A 21,520-nucleotide genomic window follows, 5' to 3' on the forward strand; every position below is an offset into this window, starting at 1 on the left:
AAAAAACGATTATCCACCTAGATATCCCGTGGTAGCACCCACGAAATACGCGTCGATAATCGTTTTAATTTTTTTGATCAGTCAGCTAATTCGTCCATCAACATCATCGTTTGAGTTCGCCCATCGTCTAACACCGCGACCGTTTCCGGGAAACCATGCTGAAAGGCAATCGGTAAATCAAATTCCATGATAGCGACGTGGCGGGCTTCAAAAATCACCGTGACCTGGCCGTTGCGCGCAAGTAGCGCAAATTGAAGGACTTGTGGTAAGTGGACCACACCCTTCAAATCCTGGTCAATGATTTCCCAAATACTGTCGATGACGGCTCCTGGAAGCTGATCCGCAAGTCCGACGGTTGCAAAACGTTCCTCATCTGGTTCAAACATTTAATCACCTCGTTAACGCGGTTTAGTTATCGCGGACGATCACCGCAACTTCTTTTTCGATTCGAATAAATAAGCCTTGCGAATCCTGGCGAAAATCGGCCTCAAGACTGTCACTCAATGGTTTGATTTGGCCGACGACACTGCCAGTCGTCCCGTAAATGTCGATGGCTTGGTGGTCATCCGCCCACTTGACTGTCCAATAGCTGCCTTCCAGCGCTTCGTCGACAAAGTACTGTGTGCCTGCTAAGACCGCGTCATTGATCACACTGCTTTCATCCGCGGTCATGCCCGCATCTAATTCCCATTTTAATTTTTGACCAACTTCAAGCATATCGCCTGGAATCAAGTTTTGCATGCCTATTCCTCCAATAGTGGGCCCCAGGCTAAGTTGTCGTGTTAGCCCGGTCCCTTTGTTCATTTACTTAATATGATACCACATTCAGACTTAATGACCGGCCCTCAAACTCGCAAGCAGCAGGGATTGCTAATCGGCGTCCCCTATGCTAAAATTCTAACAGATAACTAAGAAAATTAGAAAGTGGTGAATATTGATGGTGAAGATTTTAGCTTGGCTGAACCTTAAACGGATGACAATCGCAACTTTGAACGGCCAAGGGGCGCAGTCTGCCCTTTTTCCAAGCTAAATGAGCACTTACTACCATCGGACCGTCACGGACTCAAAAGACGACGATTGGGTCGTCTTTTTTTGTCCCGTGACACTTAAAGGAGTTTATCTCAATGTTATCACCACTGACCCGCCGTAACCTCCAACTGAGTTACGGCTATGCCGCCTGTTCGTTTTTAGGCATCACCACGCTCTGGGTGATCTTTCTCCAGCAGCGGGGCCTCTCATTAGTTGCGATTGGCTTATGTGAGAGTGTCTTTCACCTGACCAGCTTTCTCTCAGAAGTCCCTTCAGGCGTAATTGCGGACCGCTTTGGTTACCGCAGTGTGTTGATCAGTAGCCGCCTGATGGCTATTGGTCACGCCATTATCATGTTGACCGCGCACAGTCTTGGTTGGTTCCTACTAGCCTTCGTGCTACAAGCGTGGGCGTACAATTTACAATCCGGCACATTGGCCGCGGCACAATACGACATTTTAGTCGCCGCAGATGCGACGCGCAGCTATCCGCACGTGACGACCGTTTTAAATACCACGATTGAAATTGCGGATACCGTGGGCGTCGTCTTAGCGGGCTGGTTATTGGGCCACCACCTCATCTGGACGTACTGGATCTACCTGGTTGCGGCCCTAATGGCCGTACTGCTCACTGCCGGTCTGAAGATTCCGGCCGTCATAGCACCGACTGAAAGCCGTCCTGGCCTTCAACAAATCACCGTGGCAGCTTGGCACGTCCTTCAAACCCAACCACGTTTACGCGCCTTGATTTTGTTTGATGCCGTCTTCTCGGCAGTCAGCACCACGTACTACTATTACTTTTAAACCGTAATGACAGCGCGCCACTTCACTATTCCAAAAATCACGACGATTCTCGTGATTGGTCTCGCAGTCAACGTTGCTGCCATCCAGCTGACGCCGTGGCTACAAGCCCATTTCGCCCAACGACGACTACTGATAGGCCTATGTGGCGGCTTAACAATCGCCTTGCTCGGGTCCATTCAATTCAGCACCCAACTGGCTAATCAGCGCCTATCTGGTGATCAACGGGCTACAAGCGCTATTAGAGCCGCTACTGTCCAATTACTATAATCAGCTGATTCCAAATAGGCAACGCGCAACGCTACTGAGTGTCGCAAGTATGGGCTTCAGCCTCGCGATGGTCGGGAGCTTTCCCGGCATCGGCTGGTTGATACAACACTGGGGCTTTACTTTGACGTTTGGGACTAGCGGCCTACTCATCCTGCTGGTGGGCTTAGGCTGGCTGTTAAACGTAAAACTGCACGCCGTGACCGAGGACTAATTCAGTCTAAATTTGTCGAATTGGACGGCGCCTAACTGTTCACCACCAACTTTGTGCCACTGCCTACTTATTGCGCACATTGCTGACAAGCCGTCGCTTGGTTGTACAAGTTAAACCGAAGCTTGACTGGTTGGACTTAATTAGCTAACTTAATGCTGCACCAGCTGACAACCACGACCAATAACTAAAACGCACGTCAGGCCTCATTTTCATAGGTCTAACGTGCGTTTTTTTGCGCTTCTTAATCTGTAGCGGTAGCAAATTTCTGCCGTAACTCGTCCGCAATCGCGCGCATCCGCTTCGGGGTATCAGCCTGAGTAAGCTGATAGCCGATGTAGTAAGGTGACACATTGAAGAGTGGCACCACTTTTACGGTAATTTGCGAATCTTGCGGATAAACGAACAGATTATAACTGTCGCAGCGTCCCTGAAAGTAAGTGTGCAGGAGATAACGGACAACGACTTGAACCGCATCCGCCAACGTCGCAATCGCCGTCAGTGGTGCTGTGACGTTGAACTCGACAAACCCCATCACTGGTTGGTCAGAAATCGTGACTGCGACAGGCCCGATTGTCATGACTGGATAACCGGTCAAATTAGCGGCAGTGATCTTGGCATAGCCGTCGACCGCCGTCAAGCCCACGATTTGCATGTGCGGGTGCCGTAAACTGCCGCCAGAATGCGGACCAAAATTTTTGTATAGTAAAACCGATTTGAAACGCCCGCTCGCGATCGTGGCTTGCCAGTGCTTGATTGCAAACGCGAAGACGGCGCGATTCTGTCTGGATGAATAGGTTGAGATATCACCAGTATGGTCACTGGATTCGATGACGATGGTCTGCCAGGTCGCTTGTAACGTTGGAAATTTATTCAACAGCCAGATCCGGTCATTTTCTGTCGCCAGAATGTCCGTCAACTGTTGGCGGTCACAAAACGGGCAAGCGTGTTGCGGATGACGAATATTCTCCGGTTTGCCCTTTGCAATTTCAGTATCGAAGATTAACGGTAAATGATGCAAGGTTGAACGCCTTCTTTCGGCCATAAGAAAACGGGTCGAGAACTGCAAATACAGTCTCCACCCGTTTCAACTTTTCGCGATTTAGTTCATTGGTTCTGGAGTATCGGCACCAGGGCCAAACTGGACATCCGCCATGGTGATCCACACAACGAATTCCGTCGATGCGAGTCGCCAGTATTGCGGGTCCGAGGCCGCCGGTAGTGATCGTTCAAAGAGCGCAATTGCTAACGCGTTGGCTGCATTGTCCGCAGCAACTTGGACACTTGAGCCAAAAGTTTGTGCGGCGGGTACATCCGGAAACCGAACGTCCCAATAAGTCCCTTCATCACGAAAAATGGCGGGATATTTAACTTCCACATTGCGATTCAATTCCATCACTCAATTCCTACAATCATTTTAAGGCTATTATACCCAATCTCAGCGCAAAAGCCTAGTGAGAAATCAAGCGCATTGGGCACTAGTGGGTGACGTGATATGAGCCATTACTATCCGTGGTGACTTTGTAATTACCACTAACGGTATTTTCCCCGTAGTCTGTCGCTTCATCCAAGGTGCTAAACGTCTTACCGGAACTCGTCGAACTACCAGAGCTCTTAGAACTCGAGCTAGCCGAACTTGACGAATTCGAAGTTGAAGATGAATGTGATGCAGCACTTGTTGAACTTGAAGCGGACGATGCGGTGGACGAATGGTGGCTCGACGATGCAGCCGCATGACTAGTTGTCGCTGATGACGAAGTTGCCGTAGTCGTTGAGCTGGCAGCGGTCGTGTTATCGGTTGGTGCTGAATAATCAGTTCCATCTGAATCACTGCTAGTATCAGTCGTATCAGCAGTACTACTCGTATCGCTGTCACTAGAACTCGACTTCTTCTTTTTCTTCTTCGAGGAACTCGACGCCTTTGAAGATGATTTCTTATGCGCTTTTCGACTACTGCTGCTTGAGCTACTGGTCGTCTCGACGAGGTCTTGGCTGCTAGCAGCTTTGACGAAGTAGACAATCGTCCCCCCGAGCGCAATCACGATTAAAGCCAATAACCATAACGAAACGTGATGTTTTTTATGTGGCGATTTTGGCGTTTGCGGGTTCTTAGGATCCGTCGTGGACCGCGTCGGTTCGGTTGAACGTGTCGGTTCAGTCGACGAACGCTTGGATCCACCTGATAGCTTAGAATTAGTTGTTGGTGGCGGCGTGGGGGTCCCTTGAGAACTCGCCTTCCGTCCCCGCTTGCCATTTTTTGCCTCACGCGCTTTTAAGCGTGACATGCGCGTCTGTTTTTGTTCAGGCATTAACTATCGCACTTCCTTTCTTGCTTTCGACACTTTACCATATTTTGGGCGATTTGTCCCCCGGATGATAAAAGAAACAATCAAGAAAATGTGCAGAAGCTGATATCAGAATATTAGGCCTTTAATTGTAAATTATCATAATAATTAGCCATGACACCATACGTGTACGGGGTCAGCCATAATTGGCCGATACCAGCAGTCAAAGCGCTCAGAATTGCCCAACCCAAAAAGCTCAGTTGTAACACGAAAAATTGCCACTTGTGGCCGACCATCAGTTGCCGACTGCGGGTCACGGCATCCCGAAAACGGGGCCGAGGTTGGCCGTCAGCTAACGCCTGAGCGAGCATATCTTTGTATACGAAATAAGTTTGTGAGTACGCGTATGCCTTGATGATCCCGGGGACGATCAATAATAGCGTCCACAAAAAAATCAAGACGACGCGATAAATCGTCAGTCCGACTAATGACCAGCCATATTTCTTGGTAAAGCCCACGGTCGAATCACTGACCGGGTGAATCTGGCGTTCCGGATTGCGGACCCAGTCGAGCATCGCATAACTAGTGCCAATCCGGAAAAGCTGAATGACCAAGGCGATTACGATTTGCACCAGCAGGACGCCAGCTAAGGAGGCTAAGACCAACGTGACTTGTTGACCACTCACCGCGCCCAAGCGACTCGCTGAATGCCAGCTGGAAGTTGGACTGGTCCCGCGAATTTGATCAGAATAATTGGACATTATGCTATAAATCGATAGCAAACTGACAATGATGCACAGTAAAATGGCATCTTTCCAACGTCCTTTGAATAATTGTTTAATTTCGGCCTTTAAATCAGCCCGTGTTTTTTGTTCCATCTGTTCTCCTCACTTTCATCATCACGAGGCTGGTTCGACTTTGACGACCAGCCGTCGTTTGTCACAGTTGCGTTGTTGGTATGTGCCACCTATTTAGATGACGGCACGCTATATAATCAATGTTACTAGTGCAAAACGGCGCTGACAAATCTGCCAGCGCCGTTTGGTTGTTATCCGAATAATTGCTTGTGCATGACGACCACGGGCGCGCCGTCCTCATCATAGGGGCCAGCGGTGACCTGATAGCCACAGCGCTCATAAAATGACTGCGCCGTAAGCTCGCCGTGAATCGTACCTAATTGATAGCCATGCGTCACGGCCCATTCTTCGGCGGCGGTCAATAGCTGCTGGCCAAGGCCCTGACCACGATACGCTTGACGTGTGCAAACGCGGCCAAAACGCATGACCCCGTCCGCTTGTGGTTCCAGGCGTAGGGTCGCCACCGGCAAGTCCGGACGCAGGTAGGCCACCCCATACAGCCGCTCGTCGGTGTCCTTTTCATCAAACTCAACCGTCGCTGCGATGCCCCGTTCTTCAACGAAGACTGCCTGACGCAGGGCGTACGCCGCTGCCCGATTGGCGGGCGTCGCTTCAAATTTAATCTGCATCTGGATAAGCCTTGTCAATATCTTTCAACCAAGCGAGCGCGAGCGACTTATCACCTAAATGCGCCCCAATGACCGGGCCAAAATACGTGATATCAATTGGCATGTCAGGATACTGCTGCTGCAATTTTTGTTTCCAATCCTCAGCTGCCGCTAAATTATTGCCTTGAACGATGATGGCTCGCAATGGGTAATCGACCTTCGCTTGTGCTTGTGCGAAGAGCTGTTCGACACGCGCCAGTGCTTTCTTGGTCGAGCGGACCTTTTCAAAGGCCACGATTTCATGACTGTCATCATCAAAGGTCAGTAGTGGCTTGATTCGTAGCACACTACCGATAAAAGCGGAAGCGTTAGATAGCCGGCCGCCCCGCACTAAATTTTGTAAATCATCGACAATAAAATACTCGCCCATGGAAGCTCGTAAGTCATCCAATCGTGCTAGAATTTCGTCGACTGAGCGACCAGCTTTCGCCATCCGCGCCGCTTCAAGCGCCAAATAGCCCATCAACCGCACCGTGATTTGTGAATCGTACGGGTAAAGTTGAATGTTATCGACCATGTCGCGCATATTCATTAGACTATTGTAAAAGCCGGAGATCGTACTAGCTAAATGAATACTAATGACGGCATCGTAACCTTGATCACCAAGTCGATTGTAAAACGCCACCATTTCCCCCACGGGTGGCTGCGACGTACTAGGGAATGACTTGAAAGATTTCATATTGGCATAGAAGTCGTCAGTCTTGATATCGACCCCTTCTTGATACACTTTTCCATCTATAATAACCGGAATCGGCACGACATGAATATCGTTGTCCGCGACCTCTTGCGGTGTCAAATAGCTCGTGCTGTCAGTAACAACAGCAATCTTCATGACTTACACCTACTTCTCATCTTAAGTAATATCAAACATCATAGCATAAAATTAAGCGAGACTCTACCTTCGACCGCTCGGAAAGTTAGGGTTCTAAAATCCGACTGACTGATTTGTTGAGGCGATTCAACAAGATCCGCAATAAGTTTTGCTCATCTTGGGGCCACTTGTCAAAAACGTCGGCTTCAAACTGTTCATAAGCGGCGTTGATCGCATTGAGTGCAGTCAGGCCAGCAGGCGTAATCGTATAAACGAGTTGGCGCCGGTCGCGGCCGACCGCTTCCTTACTGAGTTTCTCCTTTTTAACGAGGCTGGCAAGTTGCCGGCTAAGTGTTGAGGTATCCAATTGCATCGCCGTGGCTAATTTTTCTTGCGTGTTCGCACCCGTGTTCAATTGGATCAGTAATTGCCATTCCGCAACCGTCACCCCTTGTGCCTTGGTCAATTGTTTTAAGTTGGCCGTTTGGAGTTTAGCCGTCTCTGCTAGTGCCGTTAAGCTTGATTTCATGTCCTTCATTCCTCTCAACAATAATTCACATTTGTATTATACAATATTGAACCGACAATTACGATGCTTTTTTGAAATTAAAGCCGGTAAAATCGTTTTTGCATATAACATTTAGACGCTAATTCAACCGAATTTCAGCTTTGGCAGGCGAACTGTAACGCCCACCACTATCCGTTCGTGCCCGCACCCCGGCAAAAATCTGGGGAATTTTCAAATGGATCTGTTTATTGGAAACAAATCGACGTCCAAATTGCTGGGCTTACCAAAACACCTGGCATCCGCGGGTCGGTAACTTGTCTTTAAGCCCTGAATAACGGTATACTAGTAGCCGGTTAACTGTCCGCGGACAGTTTATAAACGAAACTTTAAGAAAGCGAGTGATCACATGTCCTTTGATGGTTTATTCACCCATGCGATGGTCACCGAATTACGCCAAACCTTAGTTGGCGGTCGTATTTCCAAAATTAATCAGCCCTACCAAAACGAGTTAATCCTCACGATTCGTGCTAATCGGCAGAATTATCCAGTCTTGCTATCGGCTGACCCGACCTATCCACGGATTCAGACCACCCAAATTCCATACGTCAATCCAGCCGTACCAACGAGCTTCGCGATGATGATGCGGAAGTACTTGCAAGGCGCAGTCGTCACTGCCGTCACCCAGATGGCTAATGACCGGGTCGTTCACCTGACTGTCGCAACCCGCAACGAGTTAGGTGATGCTGAGACACTGACGTTGATTATCGAAATCATGGCGCGGCACAGTAACGTCATTTTAGTTGATGATCAAACGAGCAAAATCATCGATGTCATCAAGCACGTGGGCGCCGACCAAAACCGCTACCGGTTGTTACTACCCGGTGCCACCTATATCCAGCCACCCAAGCAAGACAAAATCGATCCGTTCACGCCCAATACTGATTATCAAACATTGGTGCGCGATTATCCAAACGAAGATGTCCTCGCTAAGCAGTTGCAGCAGCACTATCAAGGTTTAGGTCGCGACAGTGCCCAACAGTTGGCTGCTGACTTGCACCAACCAGGTGATTTAGCCGCACACTACCAGGCCTTCTTGGCACAATTCGATCATCCAGAACCAACGCTAATCACCTTGCCAAATCGTAAAACGATGTTTGCGGCCGGCAAGTTCGAGCACTTTGGTCCGGCTACCCGCCAGTTTGACACGCTCAGTCAGTTGCTCGATTTTTACTATGCGGATGCAGCCCAACGCGAACGCGTCCAGCAACAAGCCGGTAATTTGATTCGGGTCGTCAAAAATAACCTGAAGAAGAACCGTAATAAGCTCAAAAAGCTGGAACAGACTTTAGCCAATACTAAGCAGGCCGACGAGCTTCGGCTTAAAGGTGAAATTCTGACGACTTATTTACACGAAGTCAAACGCGGAATGACTGAAATTACATTACCTGATTATTATCATGATAATGCACCATTAAAAATTCAGTTATCTAACCAGTTGTCACCTTCACGCAACGCCCAAAAATACTTCTCGCGGTATCAGAAACAAAAGAACGCGGTCGGCTATGTCGGTGAACAGATCGGCTTGACGCAGGCTGAAATCGACTACCTGGATAATATTCAGACCCAGATCGAATTAGCCAGCCCAGCCGACATCGCCGAAATTCGCGAAGAATTGACGCAACAGGGCTATCTGAAGCAACATCATACCAAGAAGAAGCAGCGTAGTTCACGACGGCCTAGTCAGCCACAGGCGTTTGTCGCGACGGATGGCACCCCCATCTCAGTCGGTAAGAACAATCGACAAAATGACCAGTTGACGCTCAAAACTGCTCATAAGAGTGATTATTGGTTGCATACGCAGAAAATTCCGGGATCTCACGTCATCGTGCATTCTGACCACCCGAGTGAAACGACCTTGATGGAAGCGGCCAACTTGGCTGCCTACTTCTCAAAGGCTCGTGATTCTGCGACAGTCCCCGTTGATTACGTCCAAGTACGGCGAATCCGCAAACCAAACGGCGCCAAGCCTGGATTCGTGATTTATGAAGGGCAAAAGACCTTATACGTCTCACCGGATGCCCAACTTGTCGAACAGCTCACACCGAAAGATTAGTGTCTAAACGGGTAGCGGCTCGTTTGGCCCGCACGCGGCTTATCCTGATCGCAACAGGACTAGATCAATCAAAACCAGCACCCGTTGATTGACATTTAATGACACCGAACTAAAATCAGTATAATCACCACCAAAACGAGCCACTGGCAACCCAACCGGATTGTCCAATGGCTCGTTTTTTTAGTTGATCTTCGACTGGTGCCACCAATCTGTGCCAGCAATTTAAGCATCTGACTTGCCGCTGGAACGGTGCACCAGCGAGCTAGTTTTCTGGATGATACTCAGATCATCGTTAGCTTACATCAGTCCCTAGCGAATAAGCGTCACACTTCGCGCCGCCGGAACAACAGCCAACCTAACGCCAAGAAAAGACCAATATAGACTAAGTTACCCCAGAAAAATTGCATGTTGGATAACTTGGTCACATGGCTGAGTGACGCAACCCGCAGCTGTGACGCATAGTTGAACATGTTGATTGGATTCCATCTGAGCCACGCGTACTTTTTAATCAGCTCAATCATCGGCACGTTGACGAGTGAAAGTAAAAAGTACCCGACGATGCCGACAGCCACCGCCGTCCCTGACCGTTTAAAGCCCGTCGCAACGAGTAACACAAGACTAAGTAACAGCCAAGTATTCATGAAGTCCCCGGCCGTAGCGGCTAACCACTGCTTCCAAAAGCTGGGATGGGCAAAGATCATGAACTTATCGTTGAGGAGACTGACTTTTAGCAGCAACGTCAACCCTAGCGTCCCCACGTATAAAATCAAACTGTAAGTTAACATCGTCAGCCATTTACTGACCAGGACCTGCCCCCGCGTATACGACTGGGTCAAGACCGTTTTGATGGTGCCATATTGATATTCCATCGTCACCATCGCCGCAGCCGTGCCCATAATAAAGAAGACCAGGAATTGCCCCGTTTCAAAATTATCATTGAACAAAGCTTTAGCGGGGAAGAGTTTGGCATTGACGCGTGCCAGACTAGCAAAGGTTACTGCTAGTGCGATTAAGATACCGGGACACCACCACGTCGATTGCTTCTTAAGCAACTTACGCAATTCTTGTCGATATAAAGTTATCATCTGCCCCACCCCCTAGGCCTTAGATGACGCTAATAAGGTCAACACGATCTGTTCCAAATCGGCATCCTGGTGTTGAACATCTGTCACCGTGATGTGCTGCTGTTGCAACATGGCTAAGACATCCGCCACTGATTGATCCGGTGCTAGAAGCAGTTTAACTGGCGTTCCGGCTGCTAACTGATAACCCGCCGCAGTCAAGGCTGCTTTGGCCTGACCGTCATGTTCAGTCGCGACCACAACGTAATGTTCAGTCAACGCCAGAGCTGCGGCCATCGTCGTCCGCTGAATGACGCGACCATGGTCAATAATGACCAGGTCATCCGCTAATTTTTGTAATTCGCCCAGAATATGACTGGAAATCAGCAACGTCACCCCCTGCTGTTTTTGAGCCACAATAAAATCACGCAGTTGCTTGGTGCCCTGGGGATCGAGCCCGTTCATCGGTTCATCCAAGATGACCAGTTGCGGATGGTTCAAAAACGCCAGCGCAATCCCCAGTTTTTGTTTCATCCCTAGCGAATAGGTACGGGCCTTACGATGAATATAATTGGACATGTCAAACTGGGTCACGAGCACTTGAATTTGTGCCGCAACGTCCTGATCACGTGCAAACAACCGCAGATTATCCCAGCCACTCAGATAGGGGTACAGGCTCGGATATTCAATCAAGGCCCCGACCTGCGCCAATGCAGGATGCCGGTCAAATTGCATCGCTTGACCCGCAATCGTCACGGCGCCTTCAGTACGAATGAGTCCCAAAATCGATTTCATAATCGTCGTTTTTCCAGCACCGTTCGCGCCCACTAAGCCAATAATGCGTCCCGGTTCACAGTCAAAAGTCACATCCTGCAAGACCGGCTGGCGTTTGAATCGCTTATTGAGATGCGTGACACTTAAAATTGCTTCAGTCACTTCAACCACTTCCTTTTTGATTAACACTTCGATAGCCATTCGGTGATTTCTAAAAATTTTAAATTCAGTCAAATCGGCTCTAACCGGCTACAACTGTTGTAACCGCTATCCAAGCGATTCAACACCGCGGATTATACGATAGGCCAGCAGACGAAGCATCTGGGACGTCCCTGAATGACCTGATTTTTTAACTGCTAAACGATCCATGGCAAGTGACGGTTAACAAACAAACGTGTTAGGCGCAAGTGTGGCTTAACACAGTATCGTCTTAGGCCATAGCTGGCAACAGTCGGCCGATTACACAAAAACACACTTAATCACGCATTAACTGAGGACGTGTGAGTAAGTGTGTTGAGCATGTCGGATGAGCCCACCATGCAAAAAATGCGATGTTCAATTTACACTGTCCTGCATTTTTCCGGTTTAAAGCGCGTCGTTAATTTAAAACGTGAACAATCCCAATGTCCGGCAAACGTTTTTTGTTTATCAAAAGTGTAAACAAGATGAGCTGACTTACGTTTACAGGAATAATAAACATAAATCCAAATTTAATGTTTACAAATATGATAAACGCCCTTATAATCAATAGCATTGGAGGTGGCCTTATGGACCTAACTAATTTAACGATCGACGATTTAAAGCGTGGTTGGCACCAAACCGCCACAGCCATGTCCTGTAACTACTGTGATGCCAGTTGGGAACCAAGCACTGCGATTGAAACGATCGAACAACACTTGACGATCGTCCATGGTGGTAACCAGTCATCATTGATTCACTTGGATAGTCGCTATAACACTTTAACCGCTAAACAACAAAATTTACTGACCGCTTTTGCGACCGGCATTAAGGATGCTGACTTAGCCAAACAATTTCAATTAGCGGCGGCAACGATTCGCCATCAAAAATTTACCTTTCGTGAAAAAGCCAAACAAGCGAAATTGTACCTGGCCATCTATCAATCCGTCTTTGAGAGTGGCCAGACGAGTAATGATCTGATCGCCTTACCAGAACAACCCGGAATCGTTGATGACCGCTTTGCCATTACTGAAGACGAAGTGGCCCAAACGCTGAAGCAGTACTTCGACTTTGACCACGAGCCATTACAATTGAAGCGCTGGCCGAAGAGACAAAAGACGATCGTCATGATTTTGACCCGAATCATTGATGAAATTCCGCTGAACCAACCGCTCAGTGAAGCCGAGCTCAACACTTATTTGCGACCGATTTATTTTGATTACACCACACTGCGCCGCTACCTGATCGACTACGGCTTCTTAAAACGAACTGTCGATGGCCGGCAATACTGGCGTACAACGACTCAGGAGGATTAAAAGCATGCAACCAGCAGAAAAACGCGATTTACAGCAAAAATACAAACTAGCGCCAACTTATTATGGCGTCATTCAAATTACAAATGAACGCAACCACAAAATTTGGATTGATGTTGTCCCCAATTTGCATAACCGGTGGGCCTTTTATCAACTCAATCTTAATAAGAACTTTTATCGCGCCAATCCGTTACAGACTGATTGGAATCAGCAGACGCCCGCGGACTTTTCGTATCAAGTCTTGTGGCAAAAGGAAACAACGGCTGTCACGAATATGCGCGCCACACTTAAGGAACTCAAAAATAAATGGCTGCACAATTTACAACCATTCGATGAACATGGCTATAATCGGCGCCCAAAAGATTGGCAGGAAGACTAAATGACCACCACTAAACCAAACATGCACGCTGTTGCTATCGACCAAGAAACCTGGCCACGCCAACCGTATTTTTATTATTTTACAAAACTGGCCCCCAGTGGTTTCAGTCTCACAGTCAATATGGATGTCACTAGGACTCTAACTTGGACAAAAGCCCACCAGGTCAAATTTAACGCGGCTTATCTTTACCTAGTGAGTCGCTTGTTGACCACCCATCCCGAAATGCGCGTTGGCTATTTGAACGACCAACTGGTGACCTTTGACGTGCTCCACCCGTCGTATACGATTCTGCACGCGGACCGGACAATGGCCAATTTATGGACAACGTACGATAATAATTTCCGAACTTTTTATCAACACTATTTAGCCGACCAAGCTGAATTCAGTGCGCTTCCAGGGCCAATGCCTAAAGCACCGCAATCCCCAAATTTGGTCAATATCGGCAGCCTTCCGGGTGTTCATTTTAGCAGTTACACACCGCTGCCATTCAAACCGCTGGATAGCTTTTTTCCAATTTTTCAGGCTGGTCAGTTCAAGCAGGAGGCTGGCAGAACCACGATGCCGCTGAGCATTACGGTCAATCACGCCACCATCGACGGGGACCATCTCAGTCGCTTTTTTAATGAACTCCAAGCCTATTGGGACCAACCGTTACAATATTTAGGGTGACCACCCGCTTAGATTGTGTTGGATCCTTTATCAAGCTTGAACATGACTCGCCCCTCAGTCCGCTTCAAATCGGCTGGGGCCTAGGCTGGGTAGTTAGTTAGATTGCATTATTGACAGGTGGCCGTTCATAGTGACATCAGCGAGTGCCGCCCTTTTCAGAGCAAGGACCACACCCAGGTCCTTGCAGGTGAGATTGCCCTACTCGTCCCACCAGTGCAATTCTAAGAAATTCTTATGCTAGCCTTATGAAAATGCAGTAGTTACTGCGAGCGACGGCGCGTAAACTAAGTGTATTCATTAAGAAAGGAACTGATGTCTATGCGTCATCAACAAACTCTAACGATTACGCGGCGTCAAAGCCGACCGCAATCAGCACACCCAACTGTCATTTACGTGGCAAACCACCATCCGTACTGGCATTGGGACCTAACCAACTAAAACAATCAGCCGAGTAATGAATCGTAGTGGGCTCGTTTACTCGGAAACTCAAACCTAACGCCGTTGACGAAATGTGTGGGCATCGTCGACGGCGTTTTTGGTTGCAACCAGCTCCGCCTTTCTGTACACTTAGACCATCACAATTATGGCGAATTATTATGGAGGATTTATCATGGCTGACCAACTACACACCGATCTGGCAGTACTTCAACCGTATTTTGAGGCTGGTAAGTCCAGCGCACAACGGGCACAGCTGATTCCGCTGCTTAATTGGGTCCACACAACGTTTCCACAATTAACCCCGCGCGTGGCTTGGAACCAGCCGATGTTCACTGACCACGGGACCTTTATCATTGGTTTTAGCACGGCAAAGGACCACTTGAATATTGCGTTGGAGACCCCCACGCTTGACCATTTTCGAGCCGCTATCGAGGCCAACGGTGACCACGCCACTAAGATGCTCTGGCAAATCAATTTTGAAAAACCTGTTAATCATGACTTGCTGGCCCAGACGATTCAGTACAATATTGACACTAAGCAAGCGACCACGACTTTTTGGCGGGCTTAAGGGCGCTCATGTGACAGTCAGGCTTGATAGCAAACAAGTCATGCGCTGCATTGCCAGTTGCCCGCCTAACCCCTAAATTCAAAGCAAACAAAAACAGCCTACTCAGTTACTTCTGAATAGGCTGTTTGCACGTCACGATTGATCATCACTAAGCTGGGCAACCAGTCGCTAGTTGACATAACTTTAATTTATCTGAGCTGTTGGATTGGCCGACCAATCGATCACTTCATCAAACTGGAACTGGCCCGCTTCATAGCGATATTTCAAAACGGCACAATTGTGTAACACGATGCCCTGCCGTTCAATTTCGTCCATCGACAGCCATTTTCGCAAGAACATGAAGCTGGCGCCCCCGTGGCTCACCGCGAGAACCTGCTGATGATTGGGACGTTCCATAATTTCCGTCAACGTCTTGACCACGCGCGCCTGAACTTGTAAGTCACTTTCACCACCATATTGTAAGAAGAAATCACCGTGGCTGCGCCGAACTGGGTCGGGTTTGGGATTCAAGACTTCAGATTCTCCTTCAAAAACACCAAAGCCCCACTCCTTAATCCCTTTTACCCGTTCGTACGGCTGGTCAGTCACGAGTTCTAAGGTGTCGCTAGCGCGTTCCTGGGTCGAACAGTAGGCATGATCAAACGTGATCTGTGCTCGCCGAAAATAGTCGCCGACCTGCTTGGCATCCGCAATACCCCGTTCCGTTAATGGTGAATCACACGCACCTTGAATCTTGTGCAGCCGATTGAACAAGGTCTCACCGTGCCGCATTAAATATAGTGTCTTTGCCAATTTGCATAACCATCCTTTATCAAAATGTTAAGTTAAGCATACCACAAATGAAAGCGCTGTTCTTGACAAAAAGCGGCATCATCCGCCTAAACAGATGATGCCGCTTGTGACCAATCACGGGCGATAACCGCTCGCGGATACAAGGTCTTAATATCCAAATTGACAGATTACTGTCCCGCTGCCGCAGACCGCCGTGACCGTCTGATTGTGATCGGCCAGGCGATTAGCACACCAATCCACGCAACGATTGCAAGTACCGTTCCGAGTTTGGTAACGAAACTGCTTTGATACCGGATGATGAGCACGTTCTTGCCACGGCGCTGTTTCAGCCCAATATTACCGATCCAATGATGCTTGATTTGTGCTGATGTGACGCGTTTGCCGTTCAACACAAGCACGGTTCGACGATAAGCGACGACTGGTAGCGTCTGGACTTTCGCGTGTTTAGCATGCCAAGTGAGTTTGATGCCATCACGGATGACTTGGTGCTTAAAACGCGATTTCTGTTTAGAAAAATTCCGCGTGTAGGCATGGTAAACGTCTGGGTCCGTGACAACCTTATGCGTGACGGGCACATAGTCCGGGGTCGTTCGATCAGCATCATCAATCAGCTGTCCGAGTTTCCGCGTATGAAACGCTGGTTGCAGTTGTTTAATGTACTTCAGCCGTGAATGCACGTTGCCATCGGCCGTCTGTAACCCTTGCGCGAGTGGCGTCGAGTCGGCGATCGTAAAGTGCACGTTTTGACTGACTTTTTGCGTGCATAATATGAGCGAAATCAGACTCAAGCAAGTCGCCGCAATCCCAATGCTCCGGTGAAGTGTTTCACTGGTCTGCGTGTGGGCCACCTCACGATAAACCAAGACTGTCGCTAGCAACATGAACGGCGTCCCAATCAGCGTAATCCGGCGTGGCATTTGCAAGAATGATTGCAAGAGTGGGAACGATTTTTGCATCAAGTCCCACGGAAATAGCGTCGTCCCAATCACTAGATAGACCATCGAGACCGTCGCAAATAACTTTGTGAATGGCGTCAAGCGGTGCCAGAAGACGACCAGACCAGTCAACAGTGCATACACGATAATGGTCAAGACGATATCGCTATTGGAGTCGACGCCATTATAGATTGGCTGAAAAATCAGACTGGCATTGGGTGCCATATCCATCGCAACGGGTGGAATCAAGGTGTTGCCCCGGTAGACTTCTAACAATGGCAGAATGGTATCGAGACTGAGCAATACTGCCAGCAAGACCGCCGCCACGAAGTTTAGTAATCCGCTAACTTCGAATTTTGTTCGCCGCAGCCCGTGAATGAAAAATGGCACTAGGAATGGCAGGACTAACGCAACTGTCAGAATTTGAAATTGCGCTAACAACCCAATGTAGACGCCCAACTTCAGCATCGGTAACAACTCCCACTTGCCGGCATACAGATCTAGGATCGGACCGACGAGTAACGGCAATAAGCCAAACGCAATCGAGCGCCAAGTGACACCGAATAAGAAGCCGTAGACCACATTAGAGCTTAAGAAAATCACGCCCAAAGCGATCGAGACCCGTTTCGAAAAATGAAGCCGCTGACCGGCCGCGTACATCAACATCCCACTGGTAAAATAAACGATTGCTAGTGAGAGTATTTGGAATCGAAACCAATTGCCGACTAGCAGTAATAACGCACCGGCAATGTAAGTGATCAGCGGACTGTAGAGGCTGTTGACCACCCGGCCCGCTTGCTGAAATGAATACAGATTGATAAAACTAAAATTGTGATTTTTTAATTGTAACGCGGCCTCATAAATCCGATTGTATTGAAAATAACCATCCACCCCTAATAAAGCGTGATTATTCAATAGTAACGGACTACACATGACCAAGACGGCAAGTGCAATCACCACGATTGCCGTTTTGTGTTTGCGCATCTTCAATTCCTCCCCAACTAACCCTTTTGTTCTGATACTCGTTCAAGCACCTAAATTTACATTATATCCGTTTTACCCCATTGATTCCAATGTTAACTGGTTATCGTTAGTTCACACTCGCAACTCAAAAATCGCAACCCGACCAAGTTTTGGTTAGGTTGCGATCGCCAATATTTCTTAATGACGTTGGTCAAATAACGGCACAGTGTCAAGCGAACATGGGCATGTCAACCTAGAAGTCAGTGTCCTCATTGCCCTGATTCAAGGCCGTCAACGCCGCTTTCAACGTGTCACCATGGGCAATCACCGTCCCAGTCGCGTGACCAGGTTCGCCGGTTGCTTCGACTTCATCATAAATCTGTAAATGATTATATGGGAACGTGTTGGCCTGGACGTAAACGGGCTTCAAGCGGTTGACGTCTGGATAGTCGTACATCACCTTGGTCAACGACTCGCCCAACTTCACGTGTAGTAATAAGCGGGTCACGCTCGAGCCACTTGCTTTACTGATCAGTGCCATAGTCGCAATGCTCATCGGTTCAATCGTGGCCAGTTGCAGCTTCGTATCCGCAATTGCCAAGCGCACGGTATATAATCCGGGGGCGCCCATCGCGAGGACCCGTTGCTTGATTTCGTCAGTCAATGCCGTAATCGCTTGATTTTCAGCCTTATCCCGAATTGGGAAGACTTCGACCGCACCGCGCACGTTGCCACGAAGATTATTACCGGCAATAATTTCGCTGATCCCGAAAATTGAGACATCCGTTCCGTCCGTAATCACTTCCACGGCCGGTGAATCGTTCGTCTTGATTTGTTCGCGAGGCAAACTGTTATTGATTTGAATCACTTGATAGCCATCCCGAATCAGCTGTTGGCCCAGTCGATAGTCATGGTAGGTGGTAAAGACGATCAACGGCTTTTCAATCGCCAACACATTTAAAATGTCAGAATACTGCTTAGGCTCAACATAGCGCTTTTTCGCCAATTGCGGCGTCATCGCCACACTATTCGGATTAGCATTGATCAAAATTGGCTCGTAATTGGCCTTCTTCAAGTAAAACAACAGCTGTGAGACGAGATAATCGTTACCATGGTTAGTCCCGATACGGTTGGCGCCGGTGCCAATCACGACCACACGACGACCCGCAGTCGGTTGGCTTTCATTGTCAAATTCATAAGTTGAATAATAAGTACTAGTTTGTTCCGTGAATTCGCCGGCCGTTGGTTCGATTTCTTTAAACGTCGGCCGAATTTCATTTTCCAGTGCAAACTGGCGTACCTTGCTGACCTCAGCCTGCCAAGCAGCGGCCGCGTCTTCATCGGTAAAGCCGAAATATTTAGCCCGTCCCAATGCGTGGACGTCGAAAGGCCGCTCACGTAAAGCGCGTTCGATTTCTAAAATATGACTTAATTTATAGAAGTAAAAGGCGTCGATCTTGGTCAACTCAGCTAGCTCATCAATCTGGTAGCCCCGATTCAGTGCCTCTAGCAGAATCAGCATCCGCCCAGCTTGTGGGTGAATCAAGCGCTGAATCAGTTCACCTTCAGAATAGTTCTGTGGCCGATTGGCAATCACGTGATACCGTGATTCATCGGTCGAGCGCAATCCTTTCAGCAAAGCTTCTTCCGTTGAGCGACCAACGCCAATCACGGATCCAGTCGATTCAGTGACCGTATCGAGTTGGTGGCTGACCTTATTCAGCACATTGAACGGCCAGACTGGGATGCGGCAGACGATATGGTCGAGCACCGGTTCAATGAGGGCCGTCTGTTTACGATAAGCTCCTGGTAATTTAACTTCGGCTAAGCTAATGCCAACCATCAGATTACCGACAACTAGGGCGAGTGGGTACTCGGTTGCGCGGGCGGCCAAGGCCATCGTGCGGTCAAAATACGGCGTCACTTTAATGACATAGTAATTTTGAGTTGCCGGATCCAAGGCGAACTGAACGTGGCAGGACCCACTGAGCCGCAGCTTACGCATGATTTTCAGCGTCGCGGCTCGAAACTGTTGATACTCCTGGTCAGTGATCGTCTGCGTTGGCGCAAAAACGATTGAGTCCGCCGAGTGAATGCCGACCGGATCAAAGTTTTCCATCCCACTGACGAGTAATGCGGTGTCCTTTTGGTCACGGACGGCAACAAACTCAAGTTCCTTATAGCCAACAATACTTTGTTCGACAATGCATTGCTTGGTACCTGACACTTTGAAGCCCATTGCTAACGCTTGTTGCAGTTCATCTTCATCTTCACAGAGTTGCCGACTCGCTTCAATCCGTGGCGCCACTGATTTAACGATGACCGGGAAGCCGACGTGACGCACGACCGCCATCGCTTCTGCAGTACTGGCCACGACCTGCGAGGCAATCACCGGTTCGCCAATATCCTTCAGCCGATTACTCATGAGGGCGGGATTGACGATCATATCGACAACGTCTTGATCCCACTGCAACAGCTTGACCTGATTATTCTTAAGCACGTTATTTCGAATTAACCCCTGAATCAGGGTCACCGTTTGAATGCCACCCAAGGAAGGAATCAGGCCATCGGGTTGCTCGGCCTCGATAATTTTAGTCACAGCAGCAACCGTCAACGGCTCTAAGTAGACCTTATCCGCAAACCGATTTTCCGCCGCCACTGAATAGGCGTTGTTATCCACGAGTACGACCGCGATACCGAGTCGCCGAATCGCCGCACCGATTTGGGTCACGGCCGCATCATGTTGTCCTTCACGACCGATATCGTTGTGGCCCGCCCCGATGATCAGGACTTTTTGTAAGGTTTGATTATTCACCAGATTGGCCCCCTTGCTTGTTGCATGGATTCAACAAATTCATCGAAGATATCCCGCGTCTCAGTCGGTCCGGGCGCACCATCCGGGAAGAATTGGACTGAAAAAGCTGGAAAATCGCGCAGACGCAAGCCCTGAATCGTCCCGTCAATTAAATCAACAAACGTGGTAATTAATTTATTACGGTCAACGGTGTCCGCATCGACCGCAAAGCCTTGCCCCTGTGAGGCATAAATAATCTGATTAGTAATGACTTCGCGAATCGGATGGTTGGTGCCGTGATGTTCGGGTGACAACTTCATGATCTGTGCACCATTAGCCATCGCAAACAATTCATGACCGAGACCAATTGCAAAGAGCGGTACCCGGTTTTGAATATTTTTGATCATCTCCGTCACGCTGTCCGGCAAGTCTTGTGGTTTCCCAGGACCGGTCGACAAGACGACCCCGTCCGGATCAAGGTTCAAAATTTCTTCGGTCGTGGCGGTGTATGGCAACACCGTGACGTTGCAAGCCCGTTTACTAAGCTCACGTAAAATCCCGTGTTTCAGCCCAAAATCGACCACGACCACGTTCAAACCAGTCCCTGGATTGGGAAATGGTTTTGGTGTGGCGACGGCGGCAACTTGTTGATTGGTCAACACGGTTGCACCGAGTTGGTCAAAAGCGTGGGCATCCGCCACGTCCACGATGCTGGCCTTCATTGGACCGCTAGCTCGTAACTGCTTGGCGAGGTGCCGGGTGTCGATGTGACTGATCCCTGGAATGTTTTGTTGTTTTAAGTATTGGTCCAATGACCAACGTCGCTGCCGATTAGTCGAGATACTAGCGACATCACGTACGACGACCCCTTTGACCGTGGGTAAAATCGATTCATAGCTGTCGTGATTGATGCCGTAACTGCCAATCGTCGGCTGCGTAAAAGCAACAATTTGATTATGATAAATTTGATTGGTAATAATTTCTTGATAGCCCGTCATGCTCGTATTGACGACGATTTCTCCAGTCGAAACCGCTGGCGAGCCAAAGCCTTCGCCTAGGTAGGCGCTGCCGTCTTCAAGAATCAAATAGCGGTCTGCCATTGCGATCC

At 48.7% G+C, this 21,520-nt stretch carries 22 protein-coding genes; 7 read left to right on the top strand and 15 right to left on the bottom strand.

All coding sequences use genetic code 11. The features are described 5' to 3' along the window. Positions 1-77 precede the first annotated feature (77 nt). Together KGF65_RS00955 and KGF65_RS00960 are read right to left on the bottom strand one after the other, a co-directional pair. The gene (locus KGF65_RS00955) at positions 78-386 is read right to left on the bottom strand and encodes a DUF960 domain-containing protein (RefSeq protein ID WP_021336577.1); all 309 of its coding nucleotides are present in this window, start codon (positions 384-386) and stop codon (positions 78-80) included. Between the two features lie 22 nt (positions 387-408). Further along, on the bottom strand, positions 409-741 hold the full coding sequence (locus KGF65_RS00960; protein ID WP_101873469.1) for a hypothetical protein: 333 nt from the start codon (positions 739-741) through the stop codon (positions 409-411). A 383-nt stretch (positions 742-1,124) separates the two neighbouring features. On the opposite strand from KGF65_RS00960, the gene KGF65_RS16920 reads away from it, so the two are divergent. Continuing rightward, positions 1,125-1,832 carry an MFS transporter gene (locus KGF65_RS16920; protein ID WP_253954340.1) on the top strand — a complete coding sequence of 236 codons (708 nt, stop codon included), beginning with the start codon at positions 1,125-1,127 and terminating at the stop codon, positions 1,830-1,832. A gap of 214 nt (positions 1,833-2,046) precedes the next feature. Next, positions 2,047-2,310 carry a hypothetical protein gene (locus tag KGF65_RS16925; protein WP_253954339.1) on the top strand — a complete coding sequence of 88 codons (264 nt, stop codon included), beginning with the start codon at positions 2,047-2,049 and terminating at the stop codon, positions 2,308-2,310. A gap of 241 nt (positions 2,311-2,551) precedes the next feature. On the opposite strand, the gene KGF65_RS00970 is transcribed toward KGF65_RS16925, so the two are convergent. From KGF65_RS00970 to KGF65_RS01000, 7 genes are all read right to left on the bottom strand, one after another. Continuing rightward, on the bottom strand, positions 2,552-3,328 hold the full coding sequence (locus KGF65_RS00970) for a DUF4931 domain-containing protein (protein ID WP_216747988.1): 777 nt from the start codon (positions 3,326-3,328) through the stop codon (positions 2,552-2,554). Between the two features lie 81 nt (positions 3,329-3,409). Then, positions 3,410-3,703 (bottom strand): hypothetical protein, encoded by a 294-nt coding sequence (locus KGF65_RS00975; protein ID WP_003638782.1) that lies wholly within the window; start codon positions 3,701-3,703, stop codon positions 3,410-3,412. An 82-nt stretch (positions 3,704-3,785) separates the two neighbouring features. Next, on the bottom strand, positions 3,786-4,616 hold the full coding sequence (locus tag KGF65_RS00980) for a hypothetical protein (protein ID WP_105924243.1): 831 nt from the start codon (positions 4,614-4,616) through the stop codon (positions 3,786-3,788). Between the two features lie 113 nt (positions 4,617-4,729). Continuing rightward, entirely contained in the window at positions 4,730-5,470 is a 741-nt protein-coding gene (locus tag KGF65_RS00985) for a DUF975 family protein (RefSeq protein WP_105924242.1), read from the bottom strand. Between the two features lie 170 nt (positions 5,471-5,640). Further along, a complete protein-coding gene (locus tag KGF65_RS00990; protein WP_216747987.1) occupies positions 5,641-6,078 on the bottom strand; it encodes a GNAT family N-acetyltransferase in 438 nt (145 codons plus the stop codon). Further along, on the bottom strand, positions 6,068-6,949 hold the full coding sequence (locus KGF65_RS00995; RefSeq protein WP_088769507.1) for a DegV family protein: 882 nt from the start codon (positions 6,947-6,949) through the stop codon (positions 6,068-6,070). Before KGF65_RS00995 ends, KGF65_RS00990 begins: the two co-directional genes overlap by 11 nt. A gap of 85 nt (positions 6,950-7,034) precedes the next feature. Beyond that, a complete protein-coding gene (locus KGF65_RS01000; RefSeq protein WP_216747986.1) occupies positions 7,035-7,457 on the bottom strand; it encodes a MarR family winged helix-turn-helix transcriptional regulator in 423 nt (140 codons plus the stop codon). Between the two features lie 385 nt (positions 7,458-7,842). Between KGF65_RS01000 and KGF65_RS01005 the strand changes: the two genes are divergently transcribed. Continuing rightward, a complete protein-coding gene (locus KGF65_RS01005; RefSeq protein ID WP_216747985.1) occupies positions 7,843-9,549 on the top strand; it encodes an NFACT RNA binding domain-containing protein in 1,707 nt (568 codons plus the stop codon). A 323-nt stretch (positions 9,550-9,872) separates the two neighbouring features. On the opposite strand, the gene KGF65_RS01010 is transcribed toward KGF65_RS01005, so the two are convergent. Together KGF65_RS01010 and KGF65_RS01015 are read right to left on the bottom strand one after the other, a co-directional pair. Beyond that, positions 9,873-10,634, bottom strand: a complete 762-nt coding sequence (locus KGF65_RS01010; protein WP_105924239.1) for an ABC transporter permease subunit — start codon at positions 10,632-10,634, stop codon at positions 9,873-9,875. Positions 10,635-10,646: 12 nt separating this feature from the next. Next, the gene (locus KGF65_RS01015) at positions 10,647-11,546 is read right to left on the bottom strand and encodes an ABC transporter ATP-binding protein (RefSeq protein ID WP_216747984.1); all 900 of its coding nucleotides are present in this window, start codon (positions 11,544-11,546) and stop codon (positions 10,647-10,649) included. A gap of 605 nt (positions 11,547-12,151) precedes the next feature. Here KGF65_RS01015 and KGF65_RS01020 point away from each other — a divergent pair. From KGF65_RS01020 to KGF65_RS01035, 4 genes are all read left to right on the top strand, one after another. Further along, on the top strand, positions 12,152-12,877 hold the full coding sequence (locus KGF65_RS01020) for a DUF2087 domain-containing protein (protein ID WP_105924238.1): 726 nt from the start codon (positions 12,152-12,154) through the stop codon (positions 12,875-12,877). 4 nt (positions 12,878-12,881) lie between these two features. Further along, positions 12,882-13,253: a GIY-YIG nuclease family protein gene (locus tag KGF65_RS01025; protein ID WP_216747983.1), complete on the top strand. Its 372-nt coding sequence runs from the start codon at positions 12,882-12,884 to the stop codon at positions 13,251-13,253. Beyond that, positions 13,254-13,922, top strand: coding sequence for a chloramphenicol acetyltransferase (locus KGF65_RS01030; RefSeq protein ID WP_105921535.1), 669 nt, complete (start codon positions 13,254-13,256; stop codon positions 13,920-13,922). 610 nt (positions 13,923-14,532) lie between these two features. After that, positions 14,533-14,928 carry an iron chaperone gene (locus tag KGF65_RS01035; protein WP_105924237.1) on the top strand — a complete coding sequence of 132 codons (396 nt, stop codon included), beginning with the start codon at positions 14,533-14,535 and terminating at the stop codon, positions 14,926-14,928. Between the two features lie 183 nt (positions 14,929-15,111). Here the strand turns inward: KGF65_RS01035 and KGF65_RS01040 are convergent, their stop codons facing one another. The 4 genes from KGF65_RS01040 to KGF65_RS01055 all read right to left on the bottom strand — a co-directional run bounded on the left by KGF65_RS01040 (position 15,112) and on the right by KGF65_RS01055 (position 21,512). Further along, positions 15,112-15,720, bottom strand: coding sequence for a histidine phosphatase family protein (locus KGF65_RS01040; protein ID WP_056952850.1), 609 nt, complete (start codon positions 15,718-15,720; stop codon positions 15,112-15,114). A 167-nt stretch (positions 15,721-15,887) separates the two neighbouring features. Continuing rightward, entirely contained in the window at positions 15,888-17,639 is a 1,752-nt protein-coding gene (locus tag KGF65_RS01045; RefSeq protein ID WP_216747982.1) for a hypothetical protein, read from the bottom strand. Between the two features lie 232 nt (positions 17,640-17,871). After that, positions 17,872-20,433: an ATP-grasp domain-containing protein gene (locus KGF65_RS01050; protein WP_101873483.1), complete on the bottom strand. Its 2,562-nt coding sequence runs from the start codon at positions 20,431-20,433 to the stop codon at positions 17,872-17,874. Further along, positions 20,430-21,512, bottom strand: coding sequence for a carbamoyl phosphate synthase small subunit (locus tag KGF65_RS01055; protein ID WP_003638766.1), 1,083 nt, complete (start codon positions 21,510-21,512; stop codon positions 20,430-20,432). The genes KGF65_RS01050 and KGF65_RS01055 overlap by 4 nt, the downstream gene beginning before the upstream one ends. Positions 21,513-21,520: the final 8 nt, after the last annotated feature.

The sequence above is a fragment of the Lactiplantibacillus sp. 30.2.29 genome, from assembly GCF_018991255.1.
Lineage (GTDB): Bacteria > Bacillota > Bacilli > Lactobacillales > Lactobacillaceae > Lactiplantibacillus > Lactiplantibacillus pentosus.